The following is a 17,108-nucleotide window of genomic DNA, read 5'->3' as shown; positions in this document are numbered from 1 at the left end:
CGGCTGCGCCGCCCCGCCACCGTCGACACGTCACGCCGTGAAGCGAGGGAACGCCGCGCGGCCCGCGTACACCGCGGCCTCACCGAGCTCCTCTTCGATCCTCAGAAGCTGATTGTACTTGGCGACCCGCTCGCTGCGGGCGGGCGCGCCCGTCTTGATCTGACCGGCGTCGGTCGCGACCGCGAGGTCGGCGATGGTCGTGTCTTCGGTCTCGCCCGAACGGTGCGACAGCACGGCCGTGTAGCCGGCACGCTGCGCGAGCTTCACCGCGTCGAGCGTCTCGGTGAGCGTGCCGATCTGGTTCACCTTCACGAGGATCGAGTTGCCGGCGCGCTTGCCGATGCCGTCGGCGAGACGCTTCGGGTTGGTGACGAACAGGTCGTCGCCCACGAGCTGCACCTTCTCGCCCACCGCGGCGGTGAGGTCGGTCCACGCGGCCCAGTCGTCCTCGGCGAGGGGATCTTCGATGGAGACGAGCGGGTAGGCCGCGAGCAGCTCCTCGTAGTACGCGATCATCTCGGCCGAGCTGCGCGCCTTGCCCTCGAACGTGTAGACGCCGTCGGCGAAGAACTCGGTGGAGGCGACATCCAGACCGAGGGCGATGTCGGTGCCGAGCGTGAAGCCGGCCGTGCCGATCGCCTCGGAGATGAAGTCGAGCGCCGCACGGTTGTGCTCGAAGTCGGGCGCGAACCCGCCCTCGTCGCCGAGGCCGGTCGACAGGCCCTTCGACTTCAGCAGGCTCTTCAACGCGTGGTAGGTCTCGACGCCCCAGCGCAGACCCTCGCTGTAGGTGGGGGCACCGATCGGCAGGATCATGAACTCCTGGATGTCGACGCCGGTGTCGGCGTGCGCGCCGCCGTTGATGATGTTCATCATCGGCACGGGCAGCACGTGCGCGTTCGGGCCGCCGAGGTAGCGGAACAGCGGCAGGTCGGCCGAGTCGGCGGCGGCCTTCGCAACGGCGAGGCTCACGCCGAGGATGGCGTTCGCACCGAGGCGGCTCTTGTTGTCGGTCCCGTCGGCCTCGATGAGGGCGGCGTCGACGAGGCGCTGGTCGCTCGCGTCGAGGTCTTCGATGGCCGGGCCGAGCGAGTCGAGCACGGCGTCGACCGCCTTCTGCACGCCCTTGCCGAGGTAGCGGTCGCTGTCGCCGTCGCGTAGCTCGTACGCCTCGAAGGCGCCGGTCGACGCGCCCGAGGGCACCGCGGCGCGGGCGAGCGACCCGTCGTCGAGGAGCACCTCCACCTCGACGGTGGGGTTGCCACGAGAATCCAGGATCTCGCGGGCGCCGACTGCTTCGATGAATGCCACAGTGAACTCCTCTGTGTTGGGAAGTGATTCGGATGACTCCGTCGTGATCCGCCGGACAGTCTAGTGAGGTGCCGGTGCCGCCGCCGCGCCGAGGCGTCTCGTTACCGCGGCGACACCCCGAGTTCGCGGAACTCGAGCTGCGAGGCATCCGCCGTGGCCGCGTTCACGGTCGCGAACGCGTCGAAGCCGTCGGCGGCGACCCGGTCGAGCAGGCTCTTCAGGTTCTTCACACGCCGCTCGAGGCGCACCCGGGCGCCGGATGCCACGAGCTCGGCCTTGAGCGCGAGCAGGCGTTCGACCGGGACATCCTTCTCATGCACGAGCACGACCGCGCGCGCACCCGCCTCGTCGGCGACCTGCAGGAGGTCGACGATGCGCTCGAAGCCGATCGAGAATCCGCACGCGGGCACCTCCTGGCCGAGGAACCGCCCGATCATGCCGTCGTACCGGCCGCCGCCGCCGAGCGAGTAGCCGTACTCGGGGTGCGCGATCTCGAAGATCGTGCCCGTGTAGTACCCCATGCCGCGCACGAGGGTCGGGTCGAACTCGATCGCCGCGTCGGGCAGCGCCGCGCGCAGCGCGAGCAGGTCGCGGTAGGCGTCGAGGTCGAGCCACACGGGCGGTTCGCCCTCATCGAGCAGGTGCCAGTGCGCGGTCTCGAGCTGGCGCAGCTCGCGGGCGACGTCGCTCTTCTCGACGCCGAGCTCCCGCAGCTCGGCTGCGACGCCGTCGGGTCCGATCTTGTCGAGCTTGTCGATGACGATGAGAGCGCGCTCGCGAAGCTCCTCGGCCACGCCCCACGAGGCGAGGACGCCGGCGAGGATGCGCCGGTCGTTGATGCGGATGGTGCATCCGGTGAGCCCGAGCGCGTCGAGCGTCGCGAGGGTCGCGGTGAGCAGTTCGAGCTCGGCGAGGGGGCCCGGCTCGCCGATGATGTCGATGTCGCACTGCACGAATTGGCGGAAGCGCCCCTTCTGCGGGCGCTCGGCCCGCCAGACCGGCGCGACCTGGATCGAGCGGAACACCGGCGGGAGCGCGGCGCGGTGCGTCGCGTAGAAGCGCGCGAGCGGCACCGTCAGGTCGTAGCGCAGGCCGAGATCGGCCAGCGACAGGGCATCGCCGGATGCCGCGGCCGCCGCCAGGTCGTCACCGCTCAGGCCGCGGCGCATCACCGCGAACGCGAGCTTCTCGTTGTCGCCGCCGAGGCCCGCGTGCAACCGCTGCGAGTCCTCCATCACGGGGGTCTCGATCTCGTCGAAGCCGTGCGCCGCGTACACACCGCGGATCGTGCGCAGCGCGTGCTCGCGGCGGGCCTTCTCGGCGGGGAGGAAGTCGCGCATGCCGCGCGGAGGAGTGACGGGAGCGGCCATGCGCTCCATTCTTCCAGTTCGCGTCCGGCTGGTTCGCGCGGACCGGAGTGCGCGGACCGGAGTGCGCGGCTCAGCCCGCGCGCCGCGCCTCCTCGTCGCGCACCTCGGCGTCGAACGCGCGGATCGCACCGCGAAGCGCCCGCTCGGCGTCGAGGCCCCGAGCGCGGGCGGATGCCACGAGCGCGAGCAGTTCGGCGCCGAGCTCGGCCTCGGTCTCGGGGACGGCCCAGCCCGAGGCATCCGATGGCGTCACGTTCGCCTTCTCTGCCTTGCCGATCACCTTGTCGGCGAGCGCGAGCGCGGGCATGCCCTGCGGCACGCCGTCGAGCACGCTCGTGCGGTGCGGCTTCTCGTCGTGCTTCAGGTCTTCCCAGAAGGCGACCACGTCGGCGGCGGTCTCGGCGCGTCGGTCGCCGAAGACGTGCGGATGCCGCGACACCATCTTGGCCGTCATGTGCCGCGCCACGTCCTGGATGTCGAACTCCTCGCCGGCCGTATGGGCGGCGAGGTCGGCGTGGAACAGCACCTGGTAGAGCACGTCGCCGAGCTCCTCGATCATCTCGGCGCGGTCGCCGGCCTCGATGGCCTCGACGAGCTCCCAGCACTCCTCGACGAGGTATCGCACGAGGGATTCGTGCGTCTGCTCGGCGTCCCACGGGCAGCCGCCGGGCGCGCGGAGCAGGGCGACGGTGGCGATCAGCTCATCGAGATCCGACATGCCGCCAGCCTACGAGCCCGCAGGGCGGTCGATAGGGTCGAGGCAGGTGAGCTGGGAAGTCTGGTCAGCACCGCTTCGACGACCCCGACCGAGACTGCGAGGGCCTATGCACCTGCTCCGCTCCGAACGAGCCGCCGCCATGTTCCTGCTCGCCGCAGCCGCGCTGGGCCTCGCCCTCGCGAACTCCCCCGTCGGCCCCGCCCTCATCGCGGCGAAGTCCGCGCACCTCGACGTGCCGTGGCTCGGGCTCGACCTCTCGGCCGGGCACTGGATCAGCGACGGCCTGCTCGCGATCTTCTTCTTCATCGTCGCCGTCGAGCTCAAGCGCGAACTCGTCATCGGCGAGCTGAACTCGCTCGACACGGCCCTGCTGCCCGCGATTGCCGCCGCCGGGGGCGTCGCCGTTCCGGCGCTCGTCTTCGTCGCCTTCACGGCCGGAACGCCGACGGCGAACGGATGGCCCATTCCGACCGCGACCGACATCGCCTTCGCACTCGGGGTGCTCGCGGTGTTCGGCACCTGGATCCCGACACGGGTGCGCATCTTCCTGCTCGCGCTCGCGGTGCTCGACGACCTCGTCGCGATCCTGATCATCGCGTTCTTCTTCACGACCGAGGTCGAGTTCGCGATGATCGGTCTCGCCGCCATCGCCGTCACCGTGTTCGGCGCCGTCACGCGCGTGCTGAAGCCGCGGTCGCCGTACGTGCTCGCACGCCGGCCGCAGTGGCCGATCGTGGCGCTGCTCTGGGTGCTCGCGGCGCTCGCCTGGTACTTCACGTACCGGTCGGGCGTGCACGCGACGATCGCCGGCGTCGCCCTCGGGCTGGCCGCGTCGCGCCGGCCCGGCGGGCGTGCGGCGCACGGCCTCGAGCCGTGGTCGAACGGGGTGGTGCTGCCGCTGTTCGCACTGTCGGCCGCGTTGGTCGCGGTGCCCCAGGTGCGTCCGAGCGAGCTGGATCCGGCATTCTGGGGCATCCTCGTCGGCCTGCCGGTCGGCAAGCTCATCGGCATCACCCTCGCCGGGTGGCTCGGCGGCCTGGTCGCCGCACGCCGCACCGGTCACCGGCTCACGATCGCCGACCTGGCGACGATCGGCACCCTGGGCGGCATCGGATTCACCGTCTCGCTGCTCATGAACGAGCTCGCGTTCGCCGCCGACCGCGACGTCGCCGCCGAGGGCATCATCGCGGTGCTGCTCGGATCGGGCGTCGCGATCGTGGCATCCGGGTTCGTCGTCAGCGCCCGCTCGCGCTGGTACCGACGGCACGGCGGCCGGCGCGGGTCCGGCGGCGCGCTCTCGCACTGACGGAACAGCCGACGCAACGTCGGAGATCTCCGCAATATCGGACGACGATCCGTGTCAGCTCCGAAGGCGCGGCGATCTCCGATGGGCCGGCTCAGCTCGCAGCGGTCGCGGATGCCTCGGGGCTCGGCTGCTCGGCCGGGAAGATCACCTCGATGAGCCGCGACACCCACCCGATGAGATCGGCGTCGCCGGGCGCCTCGCCGCCCGGGGTGGGGAACGGCACCAGGATCACGTCGTTCTGCGCGAACACCTTCGCGCCGGGATACATCCGCTCGAGGCGCACCCGACGCGAATCGGGCAGCTTCGCCGGCGCCAGCCGCAGCTTGGTGCCCGTCGCGATGACGTCGCTGAGCCCGGCGAGCTGCGCCTGCCGCCGCAGACGGGACACCGCGACGAGGTGCTGCACCGCCTCGGGCGGCTCGCCGTAGCGGTCGACGATCTCTTCGAGCACCTGGTCGATCTGGCCGTCTTTCGCCGCCGGGCCGCTCGCGGCCGACAGCTTCTGGTAGGCCTCCAGGCGCAGCCGCTCGCTGTCGACGTAGTCGTCTGGGATGTGCGCGTCGACCGGGAGCTCGAGCCGCAGCTCGGTCTGGCCCTCTGCGACGTCGCCACGGAACGCCGAGACCGCCTCACCGATCATGCGCAGGTACAGGTCGAATCCGACGCCCGCGATATGGCCGGCCTGCTCAGCGCCGAGCAGGTTGCCGGCGCCGCGGATCTCGAGGTCTTTCAGCGCGATCTGCATGCCGCCGCCGAGCTCGTTGTTCGCGGCGATCGTCGACAGCCGATCGTGCGCGGTCTCGCTCAGGGGCTTGTTCGGGTCGTACAGGAAGTACGCGTACGCCCGCTCGCGTCCGCGGCCGACCCGCCCGCGCAGCTGGTGCAGCTGCGAGAGTCCGTACTTGTCGGCGCGGTCGATGATGATCGTGTTCGCGTTCGTGATGTCGAGACCCGTCTCGATGATCGTCGTCGAGACGAGCACGTCGAACTTGCGCTCCCAGAAGTCGTTCACGATCTGGTCGAGCACGTGCTCGTTGAGCTGCCCGTGCGCGACCGCGATGCGCGCCTCGGGCACGAGCTCGGCGATCTGGGCGGCGACCCGGTTGATCGACGACACCCGGTTGTGCACGAAGAACACCTGGCCCTCGCGCAGCATCTCGCGGCGGATCGCCGCCGCGACCTGCTGGTCGGTGTACGGTCCGACGTAGGTGAGAATCGGATGCCGGTCTTCGGGCGGCGTCGCGAGCGTCGACATCTCGCGGATGCCGGTGACCGCCATCTCGAGCGTGCGCGGGATGGGCGTCGCGCTCATCGCGAGGATGTCGACGTTGGTCTTCAGCTTCTTGAGCGTCTCTTTGTGCTCGACGCCGAACCGCTGCTCCTCGTCGATGATCATGAGGCCCAGGTCTTTGAAGCGCAGCTTCTCGGTGAGGATGCGGTGGGTGCCGATGACCAGGTCGACGGTGCCGTCGGCCAGGCCCGCGACGGTCTCACGCGCCTCTTTGTCGGTCTGGAACCGGCTGAGCGCCCGAACGTGCACCGGGAACCCCGCGAACCGCTCGCTGAACGTCTCGAAGTGCTGCTTCACGAGCAGGGTCGTCGGCACGAGCATCGCGACCTGCTTGCCGTCTTGGATCGCCTTGAAGGCGGCCCGCACCGCGACCTCGGTCTTGCCGAAGCCGACGTCGCCGGCCAGCAGCCGGTCCATCGGGATGGGCCGCTCCATGTCGGCCTTCACCTCGTCGATGGTCTGCAGCTGGTCGTGCGTCTCGGCGTAGGGGAACGCCTCTTCGAGCTCATGCTGCCAGGGCGTGTCGGGGCCGAACGCGTGCCCCTTCGACGCCATGCGCGCCGAGTACAGCTTCACCAGCTCGACCGCGATGTCGCGCACCGCGCGGCGCGCCCGGCTCTTGGCCTGCGACCAGTCGCTGCCGCCCATCTTCGACAGGCTCGGCGCCTCACCGCCGACGTACCGGCTCAGCAGGTCGAGCTGGTCCATCGGCACGTAGAGCCGGTCGCCGGCCTGCCCGCGCTTGGACGGAGCGTACTCGAGCACCAGGTACTCGCGCACCGCCTTGGGCTGCTGCTTGATGCCGGTGCGCGTCGGCCCCGTGGGGCGGGCGCCGGTGGCGACCTCACGCTGCACGAGCTCGACGAACCGCCCGATGCCGTGCGTGGAGTGCACGACGTAGTCGCCGGCCTTCAACTGCAGCGGGTCGACGACATTACGGCGCCGGGTCGCGAGCTTCTTTCCCTGACGCGCGTCGTAGCCTGCGGCGCGCCCGTAGAACTCGGCCTCGGCGAGCAGCCCGAGCTTCACCTCGGGCACCTCGTACCCGCGTGCGGCGTCGGCCTGCACGAGGTACGCGACGCCCGGCTCGAGGTCGGCGGGCACCTCGTCGACGATGCGCGCGGCGAGCCCTGAGTCGGCGAGCACGTCGCGGGCGCGTTCGACGAGGCCGTGCCCCGCCGAGGCGACGACGAGGCTCCAGCCGTCGCGCAGCCGTCGGCCGACATGCGCGACCGCGCCCTCGACGTTGCCCTGGAAGCTCGGCATCGCGTTCGCCGCGACCCGCACGTACGAGGCATCCGGCCCAGCCGCGTCCTCGGCGGCTTCGCCGGCGTCGAAGCTCGAGAAGGTCCACCAGGCGCGCTGCGGGTCGGGTTCGCCGGGGGCGCTGAACAGCGTCGCCTCGCGCAGGTCGGCGACCGAGAGGAAGTCGCCGGCGGCGAGGTCGATCGGCGCGCCGGCACCCATGGTCGCGGCGCTCCATGCCGCGGCGAGGAACTCGCGGTTCGTCTCGCCCAGGCTCACCGCACGACCCTCGACGCGCTCGGGTGCGAGCACCGCGACGACCGCGCCGACGGGCAGGTACCGCGTCACCGGCACGAGCCGGTCGATGAGCGCGGGCGCGAGCGACTCCATGCCCTCGACGGGGATGCCCTCGGCGAGCTTCTCGAGCATGCCCGACAGGCTCGGGAACTCGTGCACCATCTCGCGGGCGCGCTGGCGCACCGAGGCGGTGAGCAGCAGCTCGCGGCTCGGCGCGAGCCGGACGCGATCGACCGGCTCGGGCAGCGACCGCTGGTCGGCGACCGAGAACGCGCGGATCTCCTCCACCTCGTCACCGAAGAACTCGACGCGGACCGGGTGGTCGGCGGTCGGCGGGAACACGTCGAGAATGCCGCCGCGCACCGCGAATTCGCCGCGACGCGACACCAGGTCGACCCGCGAGTACGCGAGGTCGACGAGGCGGGCGGAGATGGCGGCCAGGTCGTAGTCGCGGGCGCCCGCGGCGAGCTCGATCGGCTCGAGCGACGCGAGGTTGTCGGCGATCGGCTGCAAGGCGGCGCGCACCGAGGCGACCACCACGAGCGGATGCTGCGCCTCGACGTCGCCCGCGGCGACCTGCTCGGCACGCTCGTGCAGGCGGCGCAGCGCGTGCAGGCGTCGGCCGACCGTTTCGGCCGACGGGCTCAGCCGCTCGTGGGGCAGCGTCTCCCAGGCGGGGAACTCGAGCAGTTCGGCGTCGTCGGGCAGGTAGGGCGCGAGTGAGGCGCGCAGTGCCTCGCCCTCGCGGCTGGTCGCGGTGATGGCGAACAGCACGGGCGGCAGCCCCGCATCGGCACGTCGGCCGAGCAACGCGGCCAGCAGCGGGGCGTCGAGCCCCGACGGTGCCGAGAAGTCGGCGTTGCGCTGGGCCTGGTCGAGGGCCGCATCGATCGTCGAGGCGCGCGAAAGCGCCGTGCTCAGGCCCTGCAGATTCACCCGGGAAGTCTACGCGCGCCCGCTGACATGCCCTCCGCCCTCGATAGCATGGGCGCGCATCCCGTCGCCGAACCTTCAGGAGTCCTCCCGCATGATCACCGCCGCCGCCGACGGATCCGCGCTCGGCAACCCCGGCCCGGCCGGCTGGGCCTGGTACGTCGACGACGGCTGCTGGGCGGCGGGCGGGTGGACGCGCGCGACGAACAACCAGGGCGAGCTGAAGGCGGTGCTCGAGCTGCTGCGCGCCACCGCCCACCTCGACGACGAGCTGCTCATCCAGTGCGACAGCCAGTACGTCATCAACTGCGTGACGAAGTGGATGCCCGGGTGGAAGCGCAAGGGCTGGCGCAAGTCGGACGGCAAGCCGGTGCTGAATCAAGACCTGCTGCTCGAGCTCGACGCCGCGCTCGTCGGCCGCCGCTACCGCTTCGAGTGGGTACGCGGCCACGCCGGCCACGCGGCCAACGAGGCCGCCGATCTGCGCGCCCGCGCGGTCGCCGAGGCCTACCGCAGCGGCGGCGAGATCCCGAGCGGCCCCGGCTGGTCGGGCGAGTGCGAGGCATCCGTCACACCCGTCGAATCCGTCGTACCCGAGGCATCCGACCCCGTCTCGCCCGCCGCCATCGCCGCCGCCGACCGGGAACTCGAGGACGCCGCCCTCTTCGACTTCGACGACCCGACCGCCGACTGGCTGACGATGACGCTCGAGCTCACCGCCGAAGAGCACACCCGCCTGCTCGAGCGCGCTCGCGAGGCGGGGCAGTCGCCCGACGAGTTCCTGCGCGGGCTCATCTAGGCTCGCGCGGTCACGCCACCCCGAGTCCGTCGAGCGCGTCCTGCACGATCGTGAGGCCCGCGAGGCCCGGCATCGCCGCGATCGACTCGTCGACCTTGCGCGCCGCGCGTCGGCCCTCGTCGCCGCTCATCAGCTGGGTCATCACGTGCCGCACCTCGTCGCGCGGCTGGATGCTCGAGCCCACCGGCGCCCAGAACCGGGTCAGTGCGAACCGCGTGACCTGCTGCGCGCGGCGGCTCGCGGCGAGTCGGGCCCGTGCCTGGGTGGTGTAGAAGGCGACGTGCCTCGCCTCCTGCTTCGCGATGCGGCGCAACAGCTCGGCCAGCACGGGGTCGGCCTCGAGGTCGGCCATCCGCTGGTACGCGGTGATCGCACTCCACTCGTTCGCCGCGCCCCACGACATGTGCACCGCGATGAAGTCGGCGCCGACGAGCGCGCCGGCGATCGACTGCTTGATCGGGTCGAGCCGGTCGCGCCAGCCGAGCTTCACGCGGCTCGCCCTCAGCGCGTCGTAGTCGACCGTGACGCCGTGCACGCCGAGCACGGCGGCGAGCGCCTCGCCGTGCCAGAACTCCTCGCGGTTCCACATCGTCATGAACGCACCCACCTCGGGCTCGCGGTGCGACGGCGTCGTGAGCAGGTCGCGGGTGTAGCAGATCGTGTGGTACTCGACGTCGGCCATGTAGCGCAGGGTGCGCAGTGTGTCGGACGGCAGCGGGTGGGCGCGGAACCAGTCGAGGTCGAGGTCGTCCCACTCGAGGCGCACGCTGGTGGCCGCGTACCGGTCGATGTCGAACCCCATACCGCCTCCCCGCGGGCAGTCTACGACCCGCGCGGCACGAGATGGCGAGCGACCGCGTCGATCGTGGCCGGCTCCACGCCGGGCAGCGCGGCGATCGGCTCGAGAGTGGCCAGCGCGTCGGATGCCCCGCCGGGGAACGTGAACCGTGCGAAGCGCGCCCGGTCGGCGGCGGGCCGATCGGCCAGGCCGAGCGGGAACGCCTCGTCACGCAGTTCGCGTGCGGCGAGCCGGGCGGCGTGGGCGGCCCCGGGTGCGTCGGTCGCGAGCCGGGCGGATGCCTCGGCACGGAGGAACTCGCCCTGCCTGGCGTCGACCGCCTCGAGCCGACGGCACAGCGCGGCCGCCCCGGCCGACGAGGTCGTGGCGGCGAGCCGCGCGTACGCGCCGCGCGTGACGACATCGCTCACCGCGAGCGCCACCAGGTGCGCGGCGACCAGCGCCGGCCCCGCGAAGAAGGCGCCGACCGCTCGCGCCACGGGCCCTCTCCGTGCGCGCCGATGGCCGTGCAGGGCAGACCCTGCCGGCTGCGCGGGCCCCGCGGCATCCGACTGCTGCGCGACCTGCTGTTCGAGCATCGCGCCGAGCGCGTCGGCGATCCAGAACTTCTCGAACGCCCATGTCACCAGGAACGCGGTGACCCGTGCATCCTTGTGCGTGGGCGTCACGAGCACCCGACGCAGGTACGGCATGGTGGCGGACTCGAGATCGCGGAGGAGCCTCACGAGCGCGAGCTCGTCGGCGGTCAGGTCGCCGATCTCGCCGATTGCGTCGCGGTGGCTGCCGTGCGCCGTGCGCGTGTACGCGGCGAGGTCGAACACAGCCTCGGGCATCTCGGTTCGGGGCTCTCAGCTCGGGGCGTGGAACCGCTGCTGGGCCGCGACGAGCCCTGCGTCGACGATCGCCTCGACGGCGTCGGCGGCATCCGACAGCAGGTTCGGCAGCGCCTGGCGTTCGGCGCCCGCGAAGTCCTTGAGCACGTAGTCGGCCGGGTCCTGCCGGCCCGGCGGTCTGCCGATGCCGACCCGCACGCGGGTGAAGTCGGGTGAGCCGACCGCCTTCTGGATGTCGCGGAGCCCGTTGTGCCCGCCGTGCCCGCCACCCTGCTTCAGCTTGATGGTGTCGAACGGGATGTCGAGTTCGTCGTGCACGACGATGAGCCGGTCGACGCCGAGCGAGGTGAACTTCAGCAGGGCCGACACGGGGCCGCCCGAGGTGTTCATGTAGGTGTTCGGCTTCGCGAGAACGAGCTTCGGCCCGCCTGGGCGCAGGAACGCCTCGGCGACCCGGGAGGGGGTCTTATGGGTCTTGAAGTTCGCGCCGAGTCGGGCGGCGAGTTCGTCGAGCACCATCTGCCCCACGTTGTGTCTGTTGCCGGCGTACTGGGCCCCGGGGTTGCCGAGGCCGACGACGAGCCAGGTGTTCTCGGCCATCGCGGTGTCCCTCCGACCTCGCCTCTGGAACCACGCCATCCGCGCTCCGCTCGTTGCGGGCCGGGGATCCGGCCCGCAGAAAGCGTACCCGGTCAGCCCTCGTAGACCGCCTGGTCGGTGTCGGTGTACGCGACCGAGTCGGCCGTCATGCCGAGCAGCGGCAGCCTCAGCTTCAGCAGCTGGCCGAGCGCCGCGGGGTCGGGCTGCGAGAGCGTGTCGATGACGTGCTCCACACCGTCGGCGAGCACGGCGGTGATCGACGGCGTCCAGATGCTGGCGCTTCCCTCGACGGTGAGCGTCGTCGCCGTGGTGTCGAGGCCGCCGTCGCCGGTCGGCACGTCGAGCCCGAACCCGCCGATGACGACCCGGTCGGCGGTGATCTTCAGTGCCCGCGACGTCGAGCCGTCGGCGAGGTCGACCGTCACGATCTCGAGCGAGTGCAGGCCCTCGATCGAGAGCGTGCTCGCGGTGAGGATCGCGGGGTTCGGCGTGAAGACCATTCCCGCGGGGTCGGCGGGGGCGTCGGGAACCGGTCCGGCCGGCGGTTCGAGGGCGGAGCCGGGGGTGGCTGCGCCCGGTGCGTTTGCATCGGGCTCCTCTGTGCCGGGCTCCTGGGCGCCGGGCTCTTCGGAGGCCGGCGGGTCGGTCGGCTCGGTCTGGCCGGGCTCTTCCGTACCGGGCCCGTCGTCGTGTCCGGTCTCCTCGTCGCCAGGGCACGGCGCGGCATCCCAGAACGCCAGGAACCCGCCCGAGGTGCAGCCCAGCTCGGTGCGCACGCCGGTCGCATGCGCGGCACCGCCGCCCGCGAGCGAGCAGGCCGAGACGAGCAGTGCGACGCCGAGCGTCGCGAGGCCGGCCCGGCGCCCGCCGGCCCTCACGCGTGCTCTCCGGTCGATGCGAGCGCCGTGGCATCCGCCTTCTTCTGCCGCCAGGAGACCACGACCACCCCGCCCACCGAACCGAGCAGGAACCCGAGGAAGAAGCCGCCGAGGTTCACGCCGACGAGCGAGTAGACCGAGATGATGAGCGCGACGATGCCGTAGAAGACGTGCTGGCCGGGCGAGAGGATCGCCAGCACTCCGCACACGATGAGCACGGCCGGAAGGATCATCGCCTGCGCTCCCTCGATGCCCACGTGCACGGTCATGCCGCCGAGCTCGAGCTGGGTCGACCAGAACATGGCGGCGCCGCCGATCACGGTCAGCAGACCGCCGATCGTGGGCCGCGAACGGAACCAGCGCAGGAAGCGGTCGCGTGCGTGCGTCGCGTCGACACCGGCCTCGGCCTCGACCTCCGTGCCGAGCGCCGGTTCGTCCCGCGGCCCGGATCCCCGGAGCCGACGGCGGCGGGGGCCGGCGGCCGCGTCGGCCGTGAGTGCGTCGGAGAGAGCGTCCATGTCGTGATTCCTTCGTCGTCGAGGGCTCGAGGGTCGAGGCCGGTCGCGGCGGCCGCCGCCGCAGGTGGCACGTGCGGCCGCCGCATCGGTTCGGATCGATCGGCGCGTTAGAAGCAGCTCGGGTTGGTGGCGATCGCGAGGTGCAGGTCGACGAGGTTGAACACACCTGCCGAGGTGCTGAGCGCCGTCTGCTGCAGGTCGGTGATCGTGACCGTATCGGCGTCCTGGGCGAACTCGCCCTGGGTGCCCTTTGCGGCGGTGTTCACGGTGTTGGCGTCCACGCCGATGCGGATGCCGCCGAACGAGGCGTCGCCCTTCAGGTCGGTCATACCAATCTGCAGGTTCTCGGCGGTGACCGGCGTGCCCTGGTCGCCGGCGGTGATCTTCAGCCCGATCGGACCGAGCACCGACACCGCTTGGCACAGATCGGTGAGCTCGGCCCTGGCGATGTTCGAGATCGCGAGCGGGTGCTGTGCCTTCGACGCGTCGACGCCGACGCCGGCGTACTGCGAGAAGCCCTCGCCGTACAGCTTCTTCGCGCCGACCTGGAACGACTGCCCCGAGATCGTCATCGAGACGGGCACGGCACCCTGGGCGACGCCGCCCATGAGCAGGCTCGCCGCGATGCCGACCGGCACGGCCGCGAGCGCGACACGGCCCGCACGTGAGCCCGTGAGGGATTTCAGCTTCATGGATCCTCCTTGATGCAACAGAAGCGATGCGGCAGCGGCCGCAGGGGGTCGGCGCATCGCCGTCCGAGGAGCGAGTGTATGCACTCTGTTGACGCCCAGTCAACAGCTATTGAGCTCGAGTCAGCAGGAACTTCCGGCATTCTTCCGCGGGGCCCCGATAGGCTCGCTCCATGCGCGCCGCACCCGACGAGCCGACCGCCGCACGCCGCGCCAGGCTCTCCCCCGAAGAGCGCCGTGCGCAGCTCGTGGCGCTCGGTGTGGAGTCGCTCGCGCGGCAGCCGCTGGAGGAGATCTCGATCACCGAACTCGCCTCCCGGGCCGGCGTGTCACGCCCGCTGTTCTTCCACTACTTCGGCTCGAAGCAGGGCTTCGAGCACGCCGTCGTGCGCACCGCCCGCGACAGCATGCTGCACGCGACCGAGCCGAGACTCGACCTCGACCCGCTCGACCGGCTGCGCGACACCCTCATCCGCACCGTCGGATTCGTGCGCGAGCATCGCGGCACCTTCCACTCGCTCGTGCGCGGCACCGCCAGCGGCGATGTGCAGATCCGCGAGGTGGTCGAACAGGCGCGACTGCTGCAGACCGGCCGCGTGGTCGACCTCTTCGCCGAACGCGGCGTCGCGGTCTCGTCCGAGTTGCGCATCGTGCTGCGCGCCTGGATCGCCTTCACCGAGCAGGTACTCGTCGATGCGGCGCTCGCCGACGACCTCGGCGCCGAGCGCATCGTCGCGCTGCTCGTCACCGCCCTCGAGGGCATCTGCCGCGGGATCGACCCGGCTGCGGCATCCGCGCTCTTCGACGCCTGACCCCGAGCGCTGGCGACGCGAAAGCCCCTCGCCGCGCGCGATGCGCGGCGAGGGGCTTTCGGCGAAGCGGCGGAGTTACTCGGCCGACTCCTCGGCGGTCTCCTCGGCGGCGGTTGCGGCCTCGGCCTCGGCGGCCTCGGCGGCCGCCTCCTCGCCCAGGTCGACCTTCTGCGGCGTGTGCACGTTCACCACGAGGGCGTCCTCGTCGCTGATGAGGGTCGCGCCCTTGGGCAGCGCGACATCCTTCGCGTGCAGCTGCGCGCCGTCCTCGAGGCCCTCGACCGACACCACGACGTTCTCGGGGATGTGGGTGGCCTCGACCTCGAGCAGCAGCGTGTGCGAGTCGAGGTCGGCGATGGTGCCCGGAGCGGTCTCGCCCTCGACGTGCACCGGGACCTCGACCTGGACCTTCTCGCCGCGCTTGACGATGATGAGGTCGAGGTGCTCGATGATCTGGTGCACCGGGTCCTTCTGCACGTCCTTGACGAGCGTCAGCTGGCTCTTGCCGGCGATCTGCAGGTCGAGCACGGCGTTCGCCTTGCGGATGAGCAGGCCGGTCTCGTGCGCCGGCAGCGTCACGTGCTGCGGGTCGGTGCCGTGGCCGTAGATGACCGCGGGGATCTTGCCGACGGCGCGAAGCTTGCGGGCCGCGCCCTTGCCGAAGGTCTCGCGGACCTCGGCGTCGATCTTGTTGTCTTCGTCCATGATGGATCTCCTTGCGGGCTCACCGGCCCAGATGGGTTCTGTCTTCTACTCGAACGCATGCGCGTGAGGAACAGCCGTGAAGCTCGCTTCCACCGCGTCGATCACGGACGCCCCGGCCGGACCGCGCCGGCCGCGAGGCATCCCTCGCCGAAGTTCAATCAACCAGCTTACCAGCCGCCCTGCGCAGGCCGCACCCCGGGGTTCACCAGTCGTGGACGGTGCCGTCCAGCAGCCGGTTGTAGGGCAGGTACGCCGTCTGGTAGGGGTACGCGGCAGCGGCCTCGAGATCGAGTTCCACGCCGATTCCGGGCTCGTCGCCGGGGTGCAGCAGTCCGTCCTCGAAGGTGAACGACTGACGGAACACCGTGTTCGTCGCCTCGCCGTGGCGCATGTATTCCTGGATGCCGAAGTTGTGAATGGCGAGGCCCAGATGCATCGCCGCGGCCATGCCCACGGGCGAGATATCGGTCGGGCCGTGCATGCCCGACTTCACCTGGTACTGCGCCGCGAAGTCGAGGATCTTCTTCAGGTGGGTGATGCCGCCCGTGTGCGTGACCGCCGAGCGCACGTAGTCGATGAGCTGCTCGCGGATGATCTGCTGGTAGTCCCACACCGTGTTGAACACCTCGCCGATCGCGAGCGGGGTCGTGGTGTGCTGCCGCACGAGCCGCAGCGCCTCCTGGTTCTCGGCGGGCGTGGCGTCCTCGAGCCAGAACAGGTCGTAGGGCTCGAGCGCCTTGCCGAGCTTCGCCGCCTGGATCGGGGTCATGCGGTGGTGGCCGTCGTGCAGCAGCGGCAGCTCGGGGCCGAACTCGTTGCGCACCGCCTCGAACACGGTGGGCACGTGGCGCAGGTAGGCGCGCGTGTCCCAGTCCTCCTCGACGGGCAGTGCCGCCCGCTGCGCGGGCTCGTAGTCGTAGCGCTTGCCGCTGACCTGGGTCTGCGCGGCGACGCCGTAGACGGCGCGCAGGCCCGGGATCGCGGTCTGCACGCGGATCGCCCGGAAGCCGAGGCTCTGGTGGTGGCGGATCGAGTCGAACAGCTCGGGGAGGTCGCGCCCGCTGGCGTGGCCGTAGGCGAGCAGCCCCGTGCGGCTCGCACCGCCGAGCAATTGATAGAGCGGCATCCCGGCGGCCTTGGCCTTGATGTCCCACAGCGCGACGTCGACGGCCGCGATCGCGGCCATCGTCACCGGCCCCCGTCGCCAGTAGGCGCTGCGGTAGAGGAACTGCCAGGTGTCCTCGATGCGGTGCGCGTCGCGGCCGATGAGCAGCGGTACGACGTGCTCCTGCAGGTACGCGACGACCGAGAGCTCGCGGCCGTTCAGGGTGGCGTCGCCGAGGCCGACGATGCCCTCGTCGGTCACGAGGCGCAGGGTGACGAAGTTGCGGTCGGGGCTGGTGACGATGACGTCGGCCTGTTCGATGATCACGCGCGGATCAGTCCTCTCGTTCGAGTCGTTCGAGCGCCGAGACGACGGTCTCGACGATGGCGTCGGGGTCGAGCCGCAGGTCGACGACGACGCCGTGCTCGTCATCGGCGAGCTCCTCGAGCGTCGCGTACTGCGACCGCAGCAGTTCGGGGGGCATGAACTCGTGGGTGCGGGCGCCGATGCGTTCGGCGACGAGCTCGATCGGCCCGGCAGGGTGCACGGTGAAGGTCTCGGGGGCCGCGACGCGCAGGCGGTCGCGGTAGTCGCGCCGCAGCGCCGAGCAGGCGATCACGATGCCGTCGGATGCCTCGGCGAGGCGTCGCCCGATCTCGTCGAGCCAGGGCCGACGCAGTTCGTCGGTGAGCGGGATGGCCGCGGCCATCCGGCGCCGGTTCTCGTCGCTGTGCAGGTCGTCGCCGTCGAGGAACGGCACGCCGAGACGGTCGGCGAGGCGTGCGCCGACCGTCGACTTGCCCGACCCCTGCACGCCCATCACGACGATCGGCGGAACCCTCCGGGCCATCGGTACCTCTCCTCCGGGGCGCGACGACACCCTGACCAGAGAACCTAGG

16 protein-coding genes are annotated in these 17,108 nt (G+C 71.3%); 3 read left to right on the top strand and 13 right to left on the bottom strand.

What is annotated here, in order from left to right; genetic code table 11:
* Positions 1 to 30 precede the first annotated feature (30 nt).
* The 3 genes from eno to FLP10_RS14175 all read right to left on the bottom strand — a co-directional run bounded on the left by eno (position 31) and on the right by FLP10_RS14175 (position 3,399).
* Entirely contained in the window at positions 31 to 1,311 is a 1,281-nt protein-coding gene (gene eno, locus FLP10_RS14185) for a phosphopyruvate hydratase (RefSeq protein ID WP_149161464.1), read from the bottom strand.
* A 101-nt stretch (positions 1,312 to 1,412) separates the two neighbouring features.
* Entirely contained in the window at positions 1,413 to 2,681 is a 1,269-nt protein-coding gene (gene hisS, locus FLP10_RS14180) for a histidine--tRNA ligase (RefSeq protein ID WP_149161463.1), read from the bottom strand.
* Positions 2,682 to 2,751: 70 nt separating this feature from the next.
* On the bottom strand, positions 2,752 to 3,399 hold the full coding sequence (locus FLP10_RS14175; RefSeq protein WP_149161462.1) for a nucleoside triphosphate pyrophosphohydrolase: 648 nt from the start codon (positions 3,397 to 3,399) through the stop codon (positions 2,752 to 2,754).
* A 106-nt stretch (positions 3,400 to 3,505) separates the two neighbouring features.
* Between FLP10_RS14175 and FLP10_RS14170 the strand changes: the two genes are divergently transcribed.
* A complete protein-coding gene (locus tag FLP10_RS14170) occupies positions 3,506 to 4,705 on the top strand; it encodes a Na+/H+ antiporter NhaA (RefSeq protein WP_149161461.1) in 1,200 nt (399 codons plus the stop codon).
* Between the two features lie 91 nt (positions 4,706 to 4,796).
* Here the strand turns inward: FLP10_RS14170 and mfd are convergent, their stop codons facing one another.
* On the bottom strand, positions 4,797 to 8,474 hold the full coding sequence (gene mfd, locus FLP10_RS14165; protein ID WP_149161460.1) for a transcription-repair coupling factor: 3,678 nt from the start codon (positions 8,472 to 8,474) through the stop codon (positions 4,797 to 4,799).
* A 91-nt stretch (positions 8,475 to 8,565) separates the two neighbouring features.
* Here mfd and FLP10_RS14160 point away from each other — a divergent pair, with 91 nt between their 5' ends.
* On the top strand, positions 8,566 to 9,270 hold the full coding sequence (locus FLP10_RS14160; RefSeq protein ID WP_149161459.1) for an RNase H family protein: 705 nt from the start codon (positions 8,566 to 8,568) through the stop codon (positions 9,268 to 9,270).
* Between the two features lie 10 nt (positions 9,271 to 9,280).
* Here FLP10_RS14160 and FLP10_RS14155 read toward each other — a convergent pair whose 3' ends face one another.
* The 6 genes from FLP10_RS14155 to FLP10_RS14130 form a co-directional block, all read right to left on the bottom strand.
* On the bottom strand, positions 9,281 to 10,072 hold the full coding sequence (locus FLP10_RS14155) for a ferritin-like domain-containing protein (RefSeq protein ID WP_149161458.1): 792 nt from the start codon (positions 10,070 to 10,072) through the stop codon (positions 9,281 to 9,283).
* A 20-nt stretch (positions 10,073 to 10,092) separates the two neighbouring features.
* Entirely contained in the window at positions 10,093 to 10,902 is an 810-nt protein-coding gene (locus tag FLP10_RS14150; RefSeq protein WP_149161457.1) for a hypothetical protein, read from the bottom strand.
* Positions 10,903 to 10,917: 15 nt separating this feature from the next.
* Entirely contained in the window at positions 10,918 to 11,502 is a 585-nt protein-coding gene (gene pth / locus FLP10_RS14145) for an aminoacyl-tRNA hydrolase (RefSeq protein ID WP_149161456.1), read from the bottom strand.
* A gap of 92 nt (positions 11,503 to 11,594) precedes the next feature.
* Positions 11,595 to 12,380: a hypothetical protein gene (locus FLP10_RS14140; protein ID WP_149161455.1), complete on the bottom strand. Its 786-nt coding sequence runs from the start codon at positions 12,378 to 12,380 to the stop codon at positions 11,595 to 11,597.
* The gene (locus FLP10_RS14135; RefSeq protein ID WP_149161454.1) at positions 12,377 to 12,898 is read right to left on the bottom strand and encodes a DUF6114 domain-containing protein; all 522 of its coding nucleotides are present in this window, start codon (positions 12,896 to 12,898) and stop codon (positions 12,377 to 12,379) included. The genes FLP10_RS14140 and FLP10_RS14135 overlap by 4 nt, the downstream gene beginning before the upstream one ends.
* Before the next feature lie 107 nt (positions 12,899 to 13,005).
* The gene (locus tag FLP10_RS14130) at positions 13,006 to 13,590 is read right to left on the bottom strand and encodes a DUF6230 family protein (RefSeq protein ID WP_149161453.1); all 585 of its coding nucleotides are present in this window, start codon (positions 13,588 to 13,590) and stop codon (positions 13,006 to 13,008) included.
* A gap of 170 nt (positions 13,591 to 13,760) precedes the next feature.
* Here FLP10_RS14130 and FLP10_RS14125 point away from each other — a divergent pair, with 170 nt between their 5' ends.
* Positions 13,761 to 14,399: a TetR/AcrR family transcriptional regulator gene (locus FLP10_RS14125; protein ID WP_149161452.1), complete on the top strand. Its 639-nt coding sequence runs from the start codon at positions 13,761 to 13,763 to the stop codon at positions 14,397 to 14,399.
* A gap of 75 nt (positions 14,400 to 14,474) precedes the next feature.
* On the opposite strand, the gene FLP10_RS14120 is transcribed toward FLP10_RS14125, so the two are convergent.
* The 3 genes from FLP10_RS14120 to FLP10_RS14110 form a co-directional block, all read right to left on the bottom strand.
* Positions 14,475 to 15,104, bottom strand: coding sequence for a 50S ribosomal protein L25/general stress protein Ctc (locus tag FLP10_RS14120; RefSeq protein ID WP_149161451.1), 630 nt, complete (start codon positions 15,102 to 15,104; stop codon positions 14,475 to 14,477).
* A 202-nt stretch (positions 15,105 to 15,306) separates the two neighbouring features.
* Positions 15,307 to 16,536 carry a D-mannonate dehydratase ManD gene (manD, locus tag FLP10_RS14115; protein WP_149161450.1) on the bottom strand — a complete coding sequence of 410 codons (1,230 nt, stop codon included), beginning with the start codon at positions 16,534 to 16,536 and terminating at the stop codon, positions 15,307 to 15,309.
* A gap of 7 nt (positions 16,537 to 16,543) precedes the next feature.
* Entirely contained in the window at positions 16,544 to 17,059 is a 516-nt protein-coding gene (locus FLP10_RS14110) for a gluconokinase (protein WP_149161449.1), read from the bottom strand.
* Between the last annotated feature and the right edge of the window lie 49 nt (positions 17,060 to 17,108).

It is taken from the genome of Agromyces intestinalis (genome assembly GCF_008365295.1).
GTDB lineage: Bacteria > Actinomycetota > Actinomycetes > Actinomycetales > Microbacteriaceae > Agromyces > Agromyces intestinalis.
This window is presented reverse-complemented; position numbering and strand designations above follow the sequence as displayed.

What these genes read in the sequence shown, in the direction of transcription:
- FLP10_RS14135 (WP_149161454.1), bottom strand. Translation starts at nt 12,898, where the DNA reads ATGGACGCTCTCTCCGACGCACTCACGGCCGACGCGGCCGCCGGCCCC.
- hisS (WP_149161463.1), bottom strand. Translation starts at nt 2,681, where the DNA reads ATGGCCGCTCCCGTCACTCCTCCGCGCGGCATGCGCGACTTCCTCCCC.
- FLP10_RS14155 (WP_149161458.1), bottom strand. Translation starts at nt 10,072, where the DNA reads ATGGGGTTCGACATCGACCGGTACGCGGCCACCAGCGTGCGCCTCGAG.
- FLP10_RS14150 (WP_149161457.1), bottom strand. Translation starts at nt 10,902, where the DNA reads ATGCCCGAGGCTGTGTTCGACCTCGCCGCGTACACGCGCACGGCGCAC.
- FLP10_RS14160 (WP_149161459.1), top strand. Translation starts at nt 8,566, where the DNA reads ATGATCACCGCCGCCGCCGACGGATCCGCGCTCGGCAACCCCGGCCCG.
- FLP10_RS14125 (WP_149161452.1), top strand. Translation starts at nt 13,761, where the DNA reads ATGCGCGCCGCACCCGACGAGCCGACCGCCGCACGCCGCGCCAGGCTC.
- FLP10_RS14120 (WP_149161451.1), bottom strand. Translation starts at nt 15,104, where the DNA reads ATGGACGAAGACAACAAGATCGACGCCGAGGTCCGCGAGACCTTCGGC.
- pth (WP_149161456.1), bottom strand. Translation starts at nt 11,502, where the DNA reads ATGGCCGAGAACACCTGGCTCGTCGTCGGCCTCGGCAACCCCGGGGCC.
- FLP10_RS14170 (WP_149161461.1), top strand. Translation starts at nt 3,506, where the DNA reads ATGCACCTGCTCCGCTCCGAACGAGCCGCCGCCATGTTCCTGCTCGCC.
- FLP10_RS14175 (WP_149161462.1), bottom strand. Translation starts at nt 3,399, where the DNA reads ATGTCGGATCTCGATGAGCTGATCGCCACCGTCGCCCTGCTCCGCGCG.
- FLP10_RS14110 (WP_149161449.1), bottom strand. Translation starts at nt 17,059, where the DNA reads ATGGCCCGGAGGGTTCCGCCGATCGTCGTGATGGGCGTGCAGGGGTCG.
- FLP10_RS14130 (WP_149161453.1), bottom strand. Translation starts at nt 13,590, where the DNA reads ATGAAGCTGAAATCCCTCACGGGCTCACGTGCGGGCCGTGTCGCGCTC.